Here is a 16,355-nt window from a genome sequence, read left to right as displayed (position 1 = left end):
GTGTCAGGAACTCTTCTCGGTGACGCCGGCTGTGTCGAACGTCGCCATCTCGCTCAGCACGGCGACAGCCGATCGGACCAGCGGCAGGGCCAGCACGGCACCGCTGCCCTCGCCCAGGCGCAGTTCGAGGTCGACCAGCGGGGTGAGACCCAGGTGGTTCAGGGCCACCGCGTGGCCCGGCTCGGCCGAGCGGTGACCGGCCAGGCAGGCGTCCACGACGGCGGGGCTCAGGGCGGCCGCGACCAGGGCGGAGGCGCCCGCGATCACACCGTCGAGCACGATCGGCACCCGGTGGGCGGCCGCGCCGAGCACGAAGCCGGCGATCTGCGCGTGCTCCAGACCGCCGATCGAGGCCAGGATGTCGATCGGGTCCTGCGGGTGGGTGTCGTTCTCGGCGGTGCGACGGGCCAGGGCCACCCGCACCACGCCGACCTTGTGCCGGTGCGCCTCGTCGTCGATGCCGGTGCCCCGGCCGGTGACCTCGGCCGGGTCGGTGCCGGTGAAGGCGGCGATCAGGGCCGCCGAGGCGGTGGTGTTGGCGATGCCCATGTCACCGGCCACCAGACAGCGGTAGCCGGAAGCAGCCAGCTGCCCGGCGATCTCGATGCCGTTGAGCAGTCCCCGCACGGCCTGTTCGCGGGTCATCGCCGGGCGCACCGAGATGTCGTCGCTGCCCCGGCGCACGACCCTGTCGATCAGCCGCGGCCGGTCGGGCTCGACGGTGGACGCGTCGGGCACCCGGGCGCCCTCGGGCACCATCGCGTCGAGCGGGGTGACGACCCCCGCGTCCACCACCACGACGGCGGAGCCGGTCTGCCGGGCGAGCACGTTGACCGCCGCACCGCCGGCCAGGAAGTTGGCGACCATCTGCGCCGTGACCTCCTGCGGCCACGGGCTGACCCCCTGCGCGTGCACGCCGTGGTCGGCGGCGAACACCGCGACCGCGGCGGGCGAGGGATCCGGCGGCGGGCAGGTGCCGGCCAGGCCGGACAGCCGCACCGAGACCTCCTCCAGCACCCCCAGCGCGCCGAGCGGTTTGGTGAGACGGGCCTGCCGGTCCCGGGCCGCGTCCAGGGCGGCCTGGTCAGCGGGACGGATCGCGTCGAGCGTGGCGGCGAGCCGGTCGTCGGTCATTGGTGCTCCTGATGTCGGGGCGTCGCGAGGGCTTCCGTGTTTTTTCGTGACGCCGGTGGTGCGACTTCGGGACGTGCTGGTCCCGAAGTGGTTCTCCTGCCTGGGCCGCCTACTGCCCGTGCGCGGACTGGACGGCCTGGACGGCCTGGTGCAGCGCCGCGGCGAACTGGTCGCTCGTGTCGCGGTCGCGCACGGCCACCCGCAGCCAGCCCGATCCGAGGCCGGGGAAGGTGTCGGCCCGCCGCACCGCCCAACCGGCCGCGCGCAGGCGCTGGTGCACCCCGGCGGGGTCGGGCCCGCCGGCTCGCAGCAGCACGAAGGGAGCGGCTGCCGGTCCCTGCACCTCGACGTCCGGGACCCGCGCCAGGGTGGCCACCAGGTGCTCGCGGTCGGCGGCCTGCTGCGCCGCGTAGCTCTCCGCCTCGGCAAGCCCCTGCGGAGTGCTGATGACCCGGGCCGCCTCCAGCGCCAGCGAGTTCACCGACCAGAGCGACTGGGTGGCAGCGCAGGCCCGGAGCAGTTCGGGAGCGCCGAGCAGATATCCGATGCGCAACCCCGCCAGTCCCCACGCCTTGGTGAGACTACGGACGACGACGAGGCCGGGAACGTCCGGCGCCGGCCGCCCGGGGCTGCCGGCCAGCGACTGGGGCTCACCGGGAACGGCGTCCATGAACGCCTCGTCCACCACCAGCACCCGCCCGGGCCGGGACAGCGCGATCAGCGTCTCGGCCCGGTGCAGCACCGAGGTCGGGTTGGTCGGGTTGCCGACCATCACCAGGTCGGCGTCGTCGGGCACCATGCCCGGGTCGATCTGGAACGGCGGGGCCAGGACCACCCGCTGCACCTCGTGCCCGGCTGCCAGCAGGGCAGCTTCCGGCTCGGTGAACTGCGGGTGGACGACCACCGCGCGGTGCGGTGCCAGCGCCCGGGCGAGCAGCACGAACGCCTCGGCACCACCTGCCGTGAGCAGCACCTGGTCGGCCGGGCGGCCGTGCCGGGCGGCGACGGCCTCGGTGGCGGCTCGCGGATCGGGGTAGGCGGCCAGGTCGCCGACCGCGTCGCGCAGACGCTGCCGCAACCACTCCGGAGCGGCGCCCCGCACGTTGACGGCGAGATCGACGAGGCCCGGTGTCGCCTCGGCGTCGCCGTGGTGGCCGAGGTCCTCGGCCACGTAGGCCTCGTCGTAGTTGTAGTTGTAGACGTGGGCCTCGGTGGACGTTCCGTACCCACCGTGCGGGTGCTGCCCGCCGTGGGCCGACGGCAGGTTCAGCAGCCGTCCGACGGCGACCGTGACCCCGCGGTAGGTGTGTTTGGGGCCGATCAGCTGGGCGTCGGAGGCGAGCACCGCGGCCTCGGCCACCGAGGGCACGCCGACGAGCCGCTCGGTGGTCGCCGACGGGTTCGGGACCTGCTGCCCGGCCAGGACGTCGGCGGGCAGCAGCTTCAGCGGGACACCCAGCACGTCGGCCAGTTCGAGGAGGGCCTCCTCGCTCTGTTTGGCGTCGACGGTGGCGATCGCGATCACGTCGCGGGCGCGCACACCGGCCACGGAGAGCGCCTGGCCCATCGCCATCCGGACGTCCCGGATACCGACGCCCCGACGCGAACCGATGCCGACGATGATCTGGTCGCCCGTGCCCTGGAGGTCCAGGTGCAGGCTGCCGGTGATCGGACCGATCTCGGTGTAGCGGTCGCGGATCTCCTCGGGGCTGCGGCCGTCGGTCGCCCCGGTGTCGGAGGCTGCTGTGGTCGACATCAGGCTTTGACCTCTCTTCCGCTACCGGCTGCGCCGGCGGGGGTACGGACGATGCCGCGGGTGACGGCGTTGGCTCGGGCCGCCTCGGTGAACCGGAGCGCGGCGCCCGGCATCGAGGCCCAGTGCAGGTGCAGGTAGGAGGCGTGGACGTTCCCCATGACGAAGCCCTCCTGGTGTCGTGTGCCGTCAGGGGCGGCCCACTCCCAGGCAGGGGACGTGCCGGTGCCGGGGCTGCACGCCGTCCGGTGGAACTCGTGGCCGCGCACGGTCGAACCGGCGTCAGCGAGCACGGAGTCACTCATCGCGGTCGCCTCTCTGTATCCCAGGGTGAGCCGGCCGGTCATCCTCGCGTCCGTGGCCAGCACACCGCACATCTGCCGATCATCGAGAGAGCGTGCCAGGTAGAGCAAACCCGCGCACTCCGCCACGATGGCGGCACCCGCCCGGACCTGAGCCGCGACCGCATTGCGTAACGGTTCGTTGGCGGACAGTTCCTCTGCGTAGACCTCGGGAAACCCGCCACCGACGACCAGCCCGGTGGTGCCCTCGGGGAGCGCCTCGTCGACGCGAGGGTCGAACCGCACCACTTCGGCCCCGGCCGCCGTCAGCAGCTCGGCGGTCTCGGCGTAGGAGAAGGTGAACGCGGCTCCGCCGGCCATCGCGATCACCGGACGGAAACCGGTTCGTCCGGCCCGCCCTGCCTGATCGTGCGCGGGAGAGGACGTCGCCGGCCGGACACCGGTCGTGTGCGGCCCTGTCTCTGCCTGGTCCACCGTGGACAGGCCTGCCGCCCGCAGCCGGGCCGCGGTGATCTCGTCGTCGGGGTTCCAGGCGGCACCGGACAATGCCGGCGCCGAGCGTGCCAGAGCAAGCACCGCGTCCAGGTCCACGGCCTCCGCCACCACCGCGCCCAGACCGCGCACCACGTCCACCGCGTCCTGCGAGCGCTCGGCCGCGGGCACCAGCCCGAGGTGCCGGGAGGGCGTCGCCAGGGCATCGTGCCGCCGGATCGCCCCGAGCACCGGGATGCCCAGCTCACCCAAGGCCTCGCGCAGGATCATCTCGTGCCGGTCCGAGCCGACCCGGTTGAGGATCACGCCACCCACCCGGATGCGCGGGTCGAACCCGGCGAAGCCCTTCACCAGAGCAGCCACCGACCGGCCCATCGCGGTGCTGTCGACGACGAGCAGCACCGGGGCGTCGAGCACCCGGGCGACGTGAGCGGTCGAGGCGAACTCGCCACGGCCGGCCGCACCGTCGTAAAGCCCCATGACGCCCTCGATCACGGCCAGGTCGGCCGGGACCGGGGTGGACACGGCGTGCTCGAACAGCGGCACGAGCCGTTCCTCGCCGACCAGCCAGGGGTCGAGCGTGCGGCCGGGCCGGCCGGCGGCGAGCGCGTGGTAGCCGGGGTCGATGTAGTCCGGGCCGACCTTGTGCGGGCTCACCACCAGGCCGCGCGCGGCGAACGCCGCGAGCAGACCGGTGGCCACACTGGTCTTGCCGTGGCCGCTGGCCGGGGCCGCGACCACGATCCGGGCGGTCATCTGGCAGTCACCATTCGATACCCCGCTGGCCCTTCTGACCGGCGTCCATCGGATGCTTGATCTTGGTCGTCTCCATCACCAGGTCGGCCGCACCGATCAGGTCGGGGTGCGCGTCCCGGCCGGTGATCACGACGTGCTGGTGCCCGGGACGGTTGTTCAGCGTCTCGACCACCTCGGCGACGTCGACCCAGCCCCACTTCATCGGGTAGGTGAACTCGTCCAGCACGTAGAGGCCGTGTTCCTCGGCGGACAGACGGCGCTGGATCTCGCGCCAGCCCTCCAGCGCGGCCACGGCGTGGTCCTCGTCCGACCCGGGTTTACGCGACCAGGACCAGCCCTCACCCATCTTCTGCCAGCTGACGGCACCGCCCTCGCCGGTCTCCTCGTGCAGGCGGCCGAGGGCGCGGAACGCGTTCTCCTCGCCCACCTTCCACTTCGCGGACTTCACGAACTGGAACACGCCGATCGACCAGCCCTGGGTCCAGCCGCGCAGGGCCAGCCCGAAGGCGGCCGTGGACTTCCCCTTCATCGTGCCGGTGTGCACGATGACGAGAGGGCGGTTGCGGCGCTGACGTGTGGTGAGCCCGTCGACGGGCACACTCACTGGCTTTCCCTGGGGCATCAGGCAACCCTCCGCTCGCTGATCTGGCTGACCTGACCGCGCACCATCCCGGCGAGCGACTCGGCCCGCAGGTCGTCCAGGGTGATGAGTTCTCCGCCCAGGCCGGCGGCCAGCTTGCCCGCCATCCCGAGTCGCACCGGGCCGCGCTCGCAGTCGACCACCACGCTGCGGACGCCGCGGCGGGCGAACTCCGCCGCGATCCGCGTCGGGTCCTCCCCCGCCGTGTGCCGGCCGTCGGTGACCAGAACCAGCAGAGGACGACGATGGGGGTCCCGCAGCCGCTCGTTCCCGATCACGGCCCAGGCCCGGCGCAGCCCGGCCGAGAGTGGCGTGCGGCCGCCGGTCGGGAGCCGGTCCAGGCGCATGCGGGCGGCCTCGACCGCACCCGTGGGCGGCAGGGCCAGGTCGGCCTCCTGCCCCCGGAAGGTGATCAGCCCGACCCGGTCCCGGCGCTGGTAGGCGTCGAGCAACAGCGACAGTACGGCTCCCTTGACCGCCGCCATCCGTTTCTTCGCCGCCATCGAGCCGGAGGCGTCCACGCAGAACAGGATCAGGTTGCCCTCCCGACCCTCGCGGACACCGAGCCGAATGTCGTCGCTGCGCAACAACACCGGACCACCGGGTTCCCGGCCCCGGGCGTGCTGCTGGGCGGCGGCCGCGGTCAGCGTGGCCGGAAGGTGCACCCGCCCGGACCTCCCACCCCGGGTCTGCCCGGAGCCCAGCGGCATCGTGGCGATGGTGCGCCCGGACTCCGTCAGCGCCCTGGAACGCCTTCCGGCAGTGCCCTTCCCGAGCCCGGGGACCTTGAACGACTTCACCTTGAACGGGTTCGTGGCCGAGACCGCGTCCTGCGTCGGGGCCGGCGCCCGCAGTTCGTCGTCCCTGCTTGATTCTTGCTCCTGAGGACGGCTTTTGGCCTGCGCCGCGTCACGGGGCACGGAAGGCTGCGGAGCTGCCTGCCCGGGCGCCTCCGCCCGGTCGGGGCCTCCGGACCGGTCGGCCGCCTCACCACCCGGCTCACCCCCCGGCTTATCGCCCTGGTCCGGCCCGTTCTGCGGGTCCTGGCCACCGGGACCGCCTTCGGGACCGCCCTCCGGACCCTCGTCCGGACCGCCGTCCGGATCGGTCTCCGGCGGTTCGGTCTCGTCCGGCGCGTTGTCGCGCAGGGCCTCGTCGAGCAGGTTCTCGTCCATGCCCGGGGCGTCGAACGGATCGCGACGACGCCGGTGCGGCAACGCGAACATCGCGGCCACACGCACGTCTTCGCTCGTCACCGTGCCGCGCCCGGACCAGGCCGCGTGCGCCCGGGCGGTGCGGGCCACCACCAGGTCGGCGCGCATGCCGTCCACGTCGAAGGCCGCGCAGACGGCAGCGATCTGCCGCAGCACGCCGTCCGAGAGCTCCACCGAGCCCAGGTGCTCACGCGCGGAGGTGATCCGTGCGGCCAGCTCGCGCTCGGCCTCCTGCCACTCCTTGACGAAACCCTCGGGGTCGGCGTCGAAGGCGAGCCGGCGGCGCACCACCTCGGCCCGGACGTCCGGGTCACGACTCGCGCGGACCTCGACGGTCAGGCCGAAACGGTCGAGCAGCTGCGGACGGAGCTCACCCTCCTCCGGGTTCATCGTGCCGACGAGCACGAATCGCGCGGCGTGGGTGATCGAGATGCTCTCCCGCTCGATGTGTACCCGGCCCATCGCGGCCGCGTCGAGCAGAACGTCGACCAGATGGTCGTGCAGCAGGTTGACCTCGTCGACGTACAGGATCCCCCGGTGCGCGGCGGCCAGCAGACCGGGCTCGTAGGCCCGCACCCCGGAGGACAGCGCCCGGTCCAGGTCGAGCGACCCGAGCAGACGGTCCTCGGTGGCGCCGACCGGCAGTTCCACCAGGCGGGCCGGGCGGGGGTGGTGTTCGTGACCGTGCGGCTGATCGGGGCACTGCGGGTCGGGGGCGTGCGGATCACAACCGAAACGACAGCCGGAGATCACGTCGACCGAGGGCAGCAGGTTGGCCAGGGCACGCACCGCGGTGGACTTGGCCGTGCCCTTCTCACCGCGCACGAGCACGCCGCCGATGTCCGGGGCCACCGACGAGAGGAGTAGCGACAGGACCAGATCGTCCATGCCGACAACGGCTGTCAACGGGTAGGGGGGCACGGGTACTTCCTCCACTCCCGGCGGGTCTCCACGCCCGCCGCTCGCGCGCACCGCACCCAGGTGGGCACGGGGACCTGGTCGAAGTACCTGGCTTCCGGATCATGTCCGGTCACAGTGGCGGGACCGCCCCGGACTCGAAGGCCGGACCCGGGCGGGCCTGACCTCCTGCACCGGTGTTCCTCCGCGCGGGTCGCCTCGGATACTGCCATATTCGGGTGAGCGGGCCCTCCTCCACACGGAGTGACCACTCCCACCCCGGCCGTGATCATGGACGCCCCGGCGGGACGAACGGGAGCCCGGCAGGCGGGCCACCCGCGATCAGCCCGCGCACCGCGGCGACGTCGAGGTGGTCGGCCACCATGTCGGCGAGCGAGTCGAGACGGGTCTCCCTCAGTGCCGAGAACGAGGTGTCCGGTGCGACCACGAACCCGTGTCGTCCGGCCAGCCCGGCGATCTCGGTGAGGAACGCCCGGCGGAAGTCGTCGTTCTCCAGCGCCCCGTGCCAGGTGGTGCCCCAGACCGGGCCGCAGCGCCAGCCGTCCAGGAACACCTCCACCCCCTGCCGGTCGGCAGCCGGCGCCTCGGGATCGAGGGTGACGACTCCGTGGTGGATCTCATACCCCTCGACCGGCGACCCGAGCGCCGTTCCCCGGGGCCGGGCCAGCACCTTGGCGGCGCCGAAGTCGGTGCGGGTGGGCAGGAGCCCGAGGCCCGGCACACTCCCTTGCCGCGACTCGACCTCGTCGCTGACCAGCCGGCCGAGCATCTGGTGACCGCCGCAGATGCCGAGCACAGGCCGGCCCGCCGCGGCGTGCGCGACGATCGCGTCGGCCAGCCCGGTCGAGCGCAACCAGGCCAGGTCATTCACGGTGGCCCGGGTTCCGGGCAGCACCACCAGGTCGGAACCGGCGATCTCGGCGCCGTGGTGCACCAGCCTCACGGCCACGCCGGGTTCGGCGGCGAGGGCGTCGATGTCCGTGACGTTGGACAGGCGCGGCAGTCGCGGCACGGCCACCCGGAGCACGTCGCCGCCCAGCGGCGCTCGCATCGGCCCACGGTCCTTCTCCAGGTCGAGCGAGTCCTCGACGTCGAGCCACAGACCGGTCAGGTAGGGCAGCACCCCGAGGACCGGGCGCCCGGTGATCTGGTGGATCATGCTCAGCCCGGAGTCCAGCAGCGCCGGGTCACCCCGGAACTTGTTGATGACGAAACCGCTGATGTGCCGCTGGTCCTCGGCGTCGAGCAGGGCCAGCGTGCCGTGCAACGCGGCGAACACCCCACCGCGGTCGATGTCACCGACCACCAGCACGGGCAGCCCCGCGGGCCGGGCCAGGCCGAGATTGGTGATGTCCCGGTGCCGCAGGTTGATCTCGGCCGGGCTTCCCGCCCCTTCGCAGATCACCACGTCGAACCGGGACCGCAGACCGGCCAGTGCGTCGAGGACCACCGGCAGCAGCTTCGGTGTGAGATCCCCGTAGTCCATCGCCCCGGCCTCGGCGAAAGGCTTACCCATCACCACGACCTGGGACGTCCGGTCGCTGCCCGGTTTCAGCAGCACCGGGTTCATCGCCGCCTCCGGCTCGATCCCGGCTGCCCGGGCCTGCATGGCCTGGGCCCGCCCGATCTCCGCACCGTCACGGGTGACGAACGAGTTCAGCGACATGTTCTGCGCCTTGAACGGCGCCACCCGCACCCCCTGCCGCGCCAGCCACCGGCAGAGCCCGGCCACCAGCACGCTCTTACCCGCGTCCGAGGTGGTGCCGGCCACCATCAGGGCGCCACGCAGCGAACTGGCTGCCGTCTCCGGCTCACCCATCACGTCGTCCTCCCACTCGCTCGACCCGACCACCCACGCCTGCCCGGGGCGAACCAGGCAAACCCCAGGACCGCAACCACCGATACCCCGGCCGACAACAGCCCGACGCACCGCCCGAGCGTCACCGCCCGGCGTACGTCCGAGACCTCCGGCAGCCGATTCCCCTCCCCCATGACCGGTCGCGAATCCACCTGTCCCTGGTACACATTCGTCCCACCGAGCCGCACCCCCAGGGCACCTGCCGCCGATGCCTCGCACTGCCCCGCGTTCGGGCTCGGATGCCGATTCCGGTCGCGCCGCCACACCTTCCAGGCCTGCCCGACCGAACCGTGCACCATCGGGGCCGACGCCATCGTCAGCAGGGCGGTCAGCCGGGACGGCAGGAGATTCACCACGTCGTCCGCCCGCGCCGCCGCCCACCCGAACCGTTCGTAGCGCTCGGAGCGGTACCCCACCATCGCGTCCAGCGTGTTGATGGCCCGGTACCCGATCACCCCGGCCGGCCCAGCGACCGCGGCCCAGAACAACGGCGCGACGACGGCGTCCGATGCGTTCTCGGCCAGCGACTCCACGGTGGCCCGCGCCAGCTCGGGCGGTTCCAGCCGGGACGGGTCGCGAGCGCACAGGTGGGTCAGCAGCTCACGGGCCCGCGGCAGCTGTCCCGACTCCAGCGCGACGGCCATCATGGCCCCCTCCCTGGCCAGGCTGGTGCCCCCCAGTGCGGTCCAGGTGGCCAGGGCTGTCAGCCCCGCGCTCAGCACAGGCCGTCGCCTGACCAGGCGGTCCAGCCCGGCCGTCACCACCACGGGCACTCCGGCCGCGACCACGGTGTAAAGCACCCCGCGCTGCCGGGTCGGCCGGTAGATCCGCTGCTCCAGCCGCCCGGCCCAGGACCCGAACACCGCGACCGGGTGGCCTCTCCGGGGATCGCCGAACGCGGCGTCGGCGAGCACGCCGAGTGCGATGCCCACGGCCCGGGCCGTGGTCTGTGGGGAGCTCATGACAGGAATCCTGCCGCACCGCTCCTACCCTCCCCTCGCCCGGACCCACCACCGGGCCTGATACCTGGACCTGTCTCGCGACCACGCTCAGCGGGCCCGTGACACGGAGATCCCGCCCCCGACGGCGTCCTCCGGGTCGTCCTCGAGCACATGGAACCCGGACACGTCGGCGACCGGCGCCTCGATCTCCCGCACCGCCTCGTACACCGCCGCCGCGTTCGCGTCGGAGGGCTCGATCGGCTGCCCGTCCCGGATCACGGTCTCCTGACCGGCGTGCCGGCGGGTGAACCGGGTGAACGCGGAGACCCCGAAGGTCAGATCGTGGCCGACCGTCTCGGCCTCCACCTCGAGGGTGCGGCCGGATCGTTCCTCCTTGGCCCACGACCGTTCCCACAACCTGCCGGTGATCACCACCGGGTGTCCCTTGTGCAGGCTCTGGAGCGCGCTGGTGGCCAGGGCCCTGCGGCAGTTCACGCTGACGAAGGTGGTGCGCCGGTCGACCCAGGTGTTGTGCTCCCGGTCGAACCACGAGGACGTGGAGGCCAGACGGAAGCTGGTCACGCAGTTGCCGTCATCGAACCGGACGAACCGCGGGTCACTGGCGATGTTCCCGCGCAGGACCACCTGGATGTCGTTCATGGAAGACCCCTTTCGCTCGCCGGCCGGATGCCGGGGACCGCCGGGCCGAATGCCCGGGCAGGGATCCAGGTTCCGCCGCGACGGACAACGACAGAAGCGACAACGGGTGGTCTGTGGACAACCTGCGGTTCATGCCTGCCGCGTCAGGTACGACGGGAGAGTTGTCCACAGACTGACGGCGACGGTGGATCCGCCGGATGAGGCCGATTCACCATCGCCGTCATGAACACATCTACCGCGCCGACGTTCTCAGCGGGAAAGAGCCGCCACCGGTTCCGGGTCGCTCTGCTCCGTCTCGTCCGCCCCTGGAGTCGGCTCGGCCGCCCCCGACGTCGGGGACCGCTCGCCCAGCAGCACCTGCCGGGTTTCCCGGTGCCGCGCCAGTACCGAGCGGATGGGCGCCACCACGCGCTCGGCAGCCACCTCGGCGACGGCCTCGCGCAGCCGTCCGTCGAGCTCGGCCCGGCGGTTCCGCGCACCCGCCGTCAGCCACCAGCGGGAGAGCAACCGCAGCAACAGCCCGGCGACCAGGCCGCCGACGACGAGAGAGACAGCCAGGGGCAACGACCCGAGAGCGCCCGACGGCTCCTGGCCGGCCAGCCGCCCCAGCACCAGCACCGCGAGCCAGAGCACCCCGATCACCGAGCCCAGCGCGAGAAGTTGCTGGACGAACTGTGTCAGGTGCCACCACAGCGGCGTCGAGAACCGGAGATCGACTGCCGCGAGCCGGCTGTCGAGCACCCGGGCGAGTCCGTCCGGGTCGGAGGGAACCCCGGTGGTGGGAGTGATCTTCGGCAGGCCGTAAGCGGGAGTGTGCCGGCCACGCCCCGCCAACGCCGCTCCGGCCGCACCGCCCGACGAACCCTGGACACCGGACGGCAGCAGAACGTCTTCCGGCGAGACGGCCGGGTCCCCGGCCCGGGCCACCAGCGTCCGGGCCTCCTTGGCCCAGCGCTCGGGCAGCGGGCCGGCGTTGTCCGCGAGCATCGCCTCGACCGCGAGCCGGACGGCCGGGCGTTGCGAGGGCGACGCGAGTGCCTTCAGCGAGGCCGTCTCGGCCTGCAACCGGGCCTCGGCGGGCCCGGTACTCTTGCGCCGGGCCGCGATCCGGGCCACCCAGGCAGCCGGTGCCCAGGCGAGCTTCTGCCTGCCCCGCCGACGGTACTCGGCGGCGAGCGCGTCCAGCAGGGCCGAGGTACCCGAGGCCGCGGCCAGGTCGTTGACCAACTTGTCCTGCGAAACCGGCTGTCCGGCACCGGGTTCCGAGGCAGCGAGTCCGGCGGCGATCTCCTCGGCGGCGATGTCCAGGTCGCTCTCGATCCGCTCGATCACGGCGAACCGGTCCTGCACCACGTCGGCCAGCAGCGCACGCAGCTCGTCCACGCCGTCACCACGGGTGGCGGAGACCGGCACGATGCCGACCCGGGCCAGCCCGTCCCCGTCGAGCAGACGCCGCAGGTCGGTCACGCAGGTCTCGGTCTCTTCAGGACTGAGCTTGTCCACCTGGTTCAGCACCACGAGCATCACGCCGTCATGGCTGGTGAGCTTCTGGAGATAGCCGGCGTGCAGCACGTTGTCCGCGTACTTCTGCGGGTCGACCACCCAGATCATCAGGTCGACCATGCGCACCAGCCGATCCACCTCGACCCGGTGAACGGCTTCGGTCGAGTCGTGGTCCGGCAGGTCGAGCAGCACCAGACCGTGCAGAACGGCCTGGTCGTCGGCGTCGAGCACGGACTCCCTGGTCATCCGGCGGTCGGCCGGGACCTGGAGCCAGTCGAGGAGTTTCTCCGAGCCGAGCTCGCCCCACACGCACGCCATCGGGGAGGTGGTGAACGGACGGCGGGCACCGACCGCGGCGATGTCCATCCGCGCAATCGCGTTGAACAGGCTGGACTTCCCGCCTCCGGTCGCCCCGACGAGGGCCACCACGGTGCGGTCGGTGCCGAGGTCGAGCCGGTGGCCCACGTGCTCCATCCGGTCCCGCGTCTTCTGAACGGCTTCCGGCGGCAGCCAGGGCGCTCCGCAGTCGAGGGCCGCGGACAGTGCGGCAACCCGCCCCATCACGTCGGTCACCTGGCCTCGCCGTTCCTTCGGGTCATCGCTCCTGCCGATCCTGTCGCTGTAGCAAGGGGGTTTCGCGCCGTCCGGGTGGTTCCCGGCGCGTCAGTGCTCACGTCTTCCCAGAGTAGGGCTCACTCGGCGATGTTCACCGCGGAGGCGGCGTCCAGCAGGGCGCCCACCCGCAGGCCGAGGTCTTCGGGGTTCTCCAGCATCCGCTCCAGCCGACGGCGCTCGTCGTCGATCACGGCTCCGGCCCGGTTCGCCAGGTCGGTGCGGGCCTCCTCGATGATGGACCGCACGGTCTCCTCTCCTAGCAACTCCACCACCGCGAGATGAGCGCCCAGCGTCGAGCCCGAAGCGACCGGCTCCGCACCGTCGGCGGCCTTGCCGCCCGTGTGACTGTCCGGCGCGAAGAACGCCTCGCCGAGCCGACTTCCGCTGTGATCGGGGTCCTCAAGGCTGGAGTCCTCGGACACCGTCAGCATGAACACCACGTCCACGAGGGTCTGCTCGTCCACGGTCAGGCCGTCGGGGGCGGCCTCGACCGCCTTCGCCAGCGCCTGCTTCACCTGCCCGGCCACCTGTTCACGCCACTCGCCGACCGGCTTGGCCAGCAGCTTGTCCTGCTCCAGGGGCGCCACCTGATGGCCGCGCGCCGTCAGCAGGGCCGCGCCGTAGACGTGTCCACGCCAGGTGCTGACCACCTGTTCCAGGCCGGACCGCGCGGCCTGGTGCACCGTCGCGGAGACCGCCTCGCAGATGGTGGTGGTGAGCGACTGCTCGGTCGTCTCCTGCTGGGTGATGGCAGCACCGATCCGCTGGGCTCGGCCCGACGACGTCCCACCCAGTCGCGCCGCCAGGTCACCGCGGGCGATGAACTCCTGCCAGTGCGACAGCACCTGCCCGCTCACCAGCGAGCCGTCGGCGAGCCCATCAAGCAGGGTCACCCGGGCCGGGATCATCACGGCGTCGGTGTCCTCGTACAGCTGCGACCAGCCATCGGCTTGTGCCGCAGCGGCTTTCGCGAGGATCCGGGCACGAGAGGGAAGACTGCGCATCGCTCCGGCCAGGGTGCGCTCCACCACGACCGACCGGGAACGCTCGTCCCCGGCGATCCGGCGCAACCAGTCGCGCAGCGGCCGCACCGCCTGCACCGGCAGATAGCCGTCCTCGAGCGGGCTCTCCGGCACGGTGAACAGCGCCGCGCCACCCAGGCCCTGGTCGCGAAGCTTCGTGGCCAGATGGATGCGCAGTTCCTGAAGTGCCTCCGGCGGCACCCGGTCCAGCACCACGGCGATGGCCGCACCGCGATCCGCGGCCTGCTTCAGCATCTTCCACGGCGTCGCATCGGCGTACCGGGCTGCCGTGGTGACGAAGATCCACAGGTCCGCCGCCTGGAGCAGCTGCACCGCCAGGTCACGGTTGGTCTCGACCAGGCTGTCGATGTCGGGGGCGTCGATGATCGCCAGGCCGGGCGCCAGACCGTCGTACGGCACCAGCCGCAGGCCGGTGATCCGCGGGGCGTTCGGGTCGATCGGCTGCACCGGCTCCGGGGCCTCGGAGGTCACCCGGGTCAGGCGCGGGAGGATGCGCTGCGAGAGGAAAGCACCCGAGTCGTGCGGATGATGGACCAGAACAGGCGACCGGGTGGTCGGACGCAGCACGCCGGACCGGCTCACCTCGCGGCCGACGATGGAGTTGGTCAGGGTGGACTTGCCCGCACCGGTGGAACCACCGATGACCGCGAGCGCGGGAGCGTCGGGGCGGTGCAGCCGGGGCAGGATGTAGTCGTCGAGCTGACTGAGCAGGTCCTCACGCTCGCGCCGGACGTCGGCGATGCCCTCCACGTCCAGCGTCAGTGGAAGCGTGGCCACCTGGGTGCGCAAACGGGCGACCGCGGCGAGCCGCTCGGGCAGCGGGGCGCTGCCCACGGCGCCGGGGGTTCCGGCGTCGCCACCTGCCCCGCGGCCGGCGGCCGAAGCGGCCCGGCCGGGCCCCGTCGCGGCGGACGCACCGGCGGAGACCCCGCTCCTGGCACCGGTTCCCGTCCTCACAGCGGGACGGCCCGCTCCGGCACGAACGGCCCCGGCGGACGCGCCGACGGCAGGTCTCGCCTCGGCCGCCGGCCCGGCACCCACCGTCGGCACCGGAACTTCATGTTCGTCCTGATCCACGCCATCAGTCTGCCCGGCGCCGGCGGGTGCGCTGTCCGCCCGGCCGATCCGGGGAGCGAACCACGGCCCGGCCGCAACCTCCTCAGACTCGGCGCCGGTGACGGAAGGAACGGCCGGCTCCTCCACGGGAACGCCGACGGCCACGGATGCGCTCTCCCGAACACCGGCGGCAACCATCCGGGCCTCCGCCGACCGCATGTCACGCGGCCGGGGTTCGGGAGCGACGTCCGCGGCGACAGGTGCTGGAGAAGCGAAGCGGGCCCGAGCGGGCCCCCCGGTCGGCGTGCTGGACTGGATCGGAGGGGCGAACCTGGCCCGTCCGGCCTGATCGGTGGCTTCCGGATCTTCACCGGGCACCGGCTCGCCGACAACCGGCTCGGTCTGATCGGTGGAGAACACCGACCGCGCCCCGGCCACGATCTGACCCGCGCGAGCGGCGACAGCACCGGCGCCGGCACGCACCACCCCACCGGTGTCGGCCGGCTTCCCGGTCCTGTCCATGTCCACGACCTGGGCGGGCGGTCCGGCCGACCGGGAACCGTCGGCGATTCCGCCGGCCTCGGGCCAGGCCGGGGCGCCCGCGGGCCGATCGGCGCCGGTGCCTTCTGTACGGCGGCCATCTCGTGCCGGGCTCACAGCGCCGTCCACCTCCCTGTAGTCCGCCAGGCCGCCATCATGACGACCGAATGCAATACGTTCCGTCGATCAAAGATAACTAATTGTTCATTGCGCGAGGAAGAGCCGCAACGACCCGGTCTCCGCCCCTATGTTTACTGCCTCGCCGGGCGGAACACGCCACATCCACGCCGAAACGTTCGAATGGCCGTACTCCAGGAGCCGGCGAGACCAGAGTCACGGCGATTCCGCATGAATAGGCACTTCGGCGCATCAGATAAACTCTTTGCATTCATTCAAATACTCTTGGTCACGAGTTCGCTATTGCGCGGGCCAATCTCCCACAGGGCCGCGACTAGGCAAAAGTACGGTTCGCACCTTTTTCCCGGCGCCCATCCATGCAGTGATTCCATATTCCCTTCACCAGACCCGACGCGCCGGTATCATCGCGGACGGGGGTCAGCCAGCAGGGCGTCGAGAGCAACGGCGTCCTGCCCAGCCAGCCCTCGAGCGCTCGTAGCTCAGCGGATAGAGCAACAGACTTCTAATCTGTCGGTCGCAGGTTCAAATCCTGCCGGGCGCACCAGTTCCACCTCCATCGAACCCCCGGGCGGCCATCGCCCACACGGGTCATCGCATCGCCTACTCAGAGCATCCACTCGCGCGCGCTGGGCAACCTTTTGCCCGGCGCGGACGACTCTCCATTGCCTGCTCGGCCGTGGAGGGCGCCCGACGCGAAAGATCCACCAGTTACTGACCGGCGACTCAAGGTCAGCAGGCACTGAATGATGACATCATCACCTCCTGTGCCGAACTCGGGGCGAATCACCCCGC

The 16,355-nt window shown here is 72.1% G+C and carries 10 protein-coding genes and 1 tRNA gene; 1 reads left to right on the top strand and 10 read right to left on the bottom strand.

Going from position 1 to position 16,355, the window contains the following annotated elements; genetic code table 11:
- Positions 1-3: 3 nt before the first annotated feature.
- The 10 genes from cobT to KIH74_RS10505 form a co-directional block, all read right to left on the bottom strand.
- Positions 4-1,134: a nicotinate-nucleotide--dimethylbenzimidazole phosphoribosyltransferase gene (cobT, locus tag KIH74_RS10550; protein WP_214155663.1), complete on the bottom strand. Its 1,131-nt coding sequence runs from the start codon at positions 1,132-1,134 to the stop codon at positions 4-6.
- Between the two features lie 109 nt (positions 1,135-1,243).
- Positions 1,244-2,890: an Rv2231c family histidinol phosphate aminotransferase CobC gene (gene cobC, locus KIH74_RS10545; protein WP_214155662.1), complete on the bottom strand. Its 1,647-nt coding sequence runs from the start codon at positions 2,888-2,890 to the stop codon at positions 1,244-1,246.
- Entirely contained in the window at positions 2,890-4,437 is a 1,548-nt protein-coding gene (locus KIH74_RS10540; RefSeq protein WP_214155661.1) for a cobyrinic acid a,c-diamide synthase CobB, read from the bottom strand. Before KIH74_RS10540 ends, cobC begins: the two co-directional genes overlap by 1 nt.
- Positions 4,438-4,444: 7 nt before the next feature.
- On the bottom strand, positions 4,445-5,059 hold the full coding sequence (gene cobO / locus KIH74_RS10535; protein ID WP_246572166.1) for a cob(I)yrinic acid a,c-diamide adenosyltransferase: 615 nt from the start codon (positions 5,057-5,059) through the stop codon (positions 4,445-4,447).
- Positions 5,059-7,179 (bottom strand): magnesium chelatase subunit D family protein, encoded by a 2,121-nt coding sequence (locus tag KIH74_RS10530; protein ID WP_214155659.1) that lies wholly within the window; start codon positions 7,177-7,179, stop codon positions 5,059-5,061. The genes cobO and KIH74_RS10530 overlap by 1 nt, the downstream gene beginning before the upstream one ends.
- 298 nt (positions 7,180-7,477) lie before the next feature.
- Positions 7,478-9,028 (bottom strand): cobyric acid synthase, encoded by a 1,551-nt coding sequence (locus KIH74_RS10525; RefSeq protein WP_214156108.1) that lies wholly within the window; start codon positions 9,026-9,028, stop codon positions 7,478-7,480.
- Positions 9,028-10,029, bottom strand: a complete 1,002-nt coding sequence (locus KIH74_RS10520) for a cobalamin biosynthesis protein (RefSeq protein ID WP_214155658.1) — start codon at positions 10,027-10,029, stop codon at positions 9,028-9,030. The genes KIH74_RS10525 and KIH74_RS10520 overlap by 1 nt, the downstream gene beginning before the upstream one ends.
- Positions 10,030-10,116: 87 nt before the next feature.
- Positions 10,117-10,668 carry a single-stranded DNA-binding protein gene (locus tag KIH74_RS10515; RefSeq protein WP_214155657.1) on the bottom strand — a complete coding sequence of 184 codons (552 nt, stop codon included), beginning with the start codon at positions 10,666-10,668 and terminating at the stop codon, positions 10,117-10,119.
- Between the two features lie 249 nt (positions 10,669-10,917).
- Positions 10,918-12,744: a GTPase gene (locus KIH74_RS10510; protein WP_214155656.1), complete on the bottom strand. Its 1,827-nt coding sequence runs from the start codon at positions 12,742-12,744 to the stop codon at positions 10,918-10,920.
- 119 nt (positions 12,745-12,863) lie between these two features.
- Positions 12,864-15,407, bottom strand: a complete 2,544-nt coding sequence (locus KIH74_RS10505) for a dynamin family protein (RefSeq protein ID WP_214155655.1) — start codon at positions 15,405-15,407, stop codon at positions 12,864-12,866.
- A gap of 624 nt (positions 15,408-16,031) precedes the next feature.
- On the opposite strand from KIH74_RS10505, the gene KIH74_RS10500 reads away from it, so the two are divergent.
- Positions 16,032-16,107: transfer RNA gene (locus KIH74_RS10500), tRNA-Arg, on the top strand.
- Positions 16,108-16,355: the final 248 nt, after the last annotated feature.

It is taken from the genome of Kineosporia corallincola, from assembly GCF_018499875.1.
Lineage (GTDB): Bacteria > Actinomycetota > Actinomycetes > Actinomycetales > Kineosporiaceae > Kineosporia > Kineosporia corallincola.
The sequence above is the reverse complement of the archived record's forward strand: the minus strand, read 5'-3'. Positions and strand labels throughout refer to the sequence as shown.

Bases quoted from the DNA above. Each gene is read 5' to 3' on its own strand.
- cobC (WP_214155662.1), bottom strand. From the start codon at position 2,890: ATGTCGACCACAGCAGCCTCCGACACCGGGGCGACCGACGGCCGCAGC.
- cobT (WP_214155663.1), bottom strand. From the start codon at position 1,134: ATGACCGACGACCGGCTCGCCGCCACGCTCGACGCGATCCGTCCCGCT.
- KIH74_RS10515 (WP_214155657.1), bottom strand. From the start codon at position 10,668: ATGAACGACATCCAGGTGGTCCTGCGCGGGAACATCGCCAGTGACCCG.
- KIH74_RS10505 (WP_214155655.1), bottom strand. From the start codon at position 15,407: ATGGACAGGACCGGGAAGCCGGCCGACACCGGTGGGGTGGTGCGTGCC.
- KIH74_RS10520 (WP_214155658.1), bottom strand. From the start codon at position 10,029: ATGAGCTCCCCACAGACCACGGCCCGGGCCGTGGGCATCGCACTCGGC.
- KIH74_RS10540 (WP_214155661.1), bottom strand. From the start codon at position 4,437: ATGACCGCCCGGATCGTGGTCGCGGCCCCGGCCAGCGGCCACGGCAAG.
- cobO (WP_246572166.1), bottom strand. From the start codon at position 5,059: ATGCCCCAGGGAAAGCCAGTGAGTGTGCCCGTCGACGGGCTCACCACA.
- KIH74_RS10525 (WP_214156108.1), bottom strand. From the start codon at position 9,028: ATGGGTGAGCCGGAGACGGCAGCCAGTTCGCTGCGTGGCGCCCTGATG.
- KIH74_RS10530 (WP_214155659.1), bottom strand. From the start codon at position 7,179: ATGGACGATCTGGTCCTGTCGCTACTCCTCTCGTCGGTGGCCCCGGAC.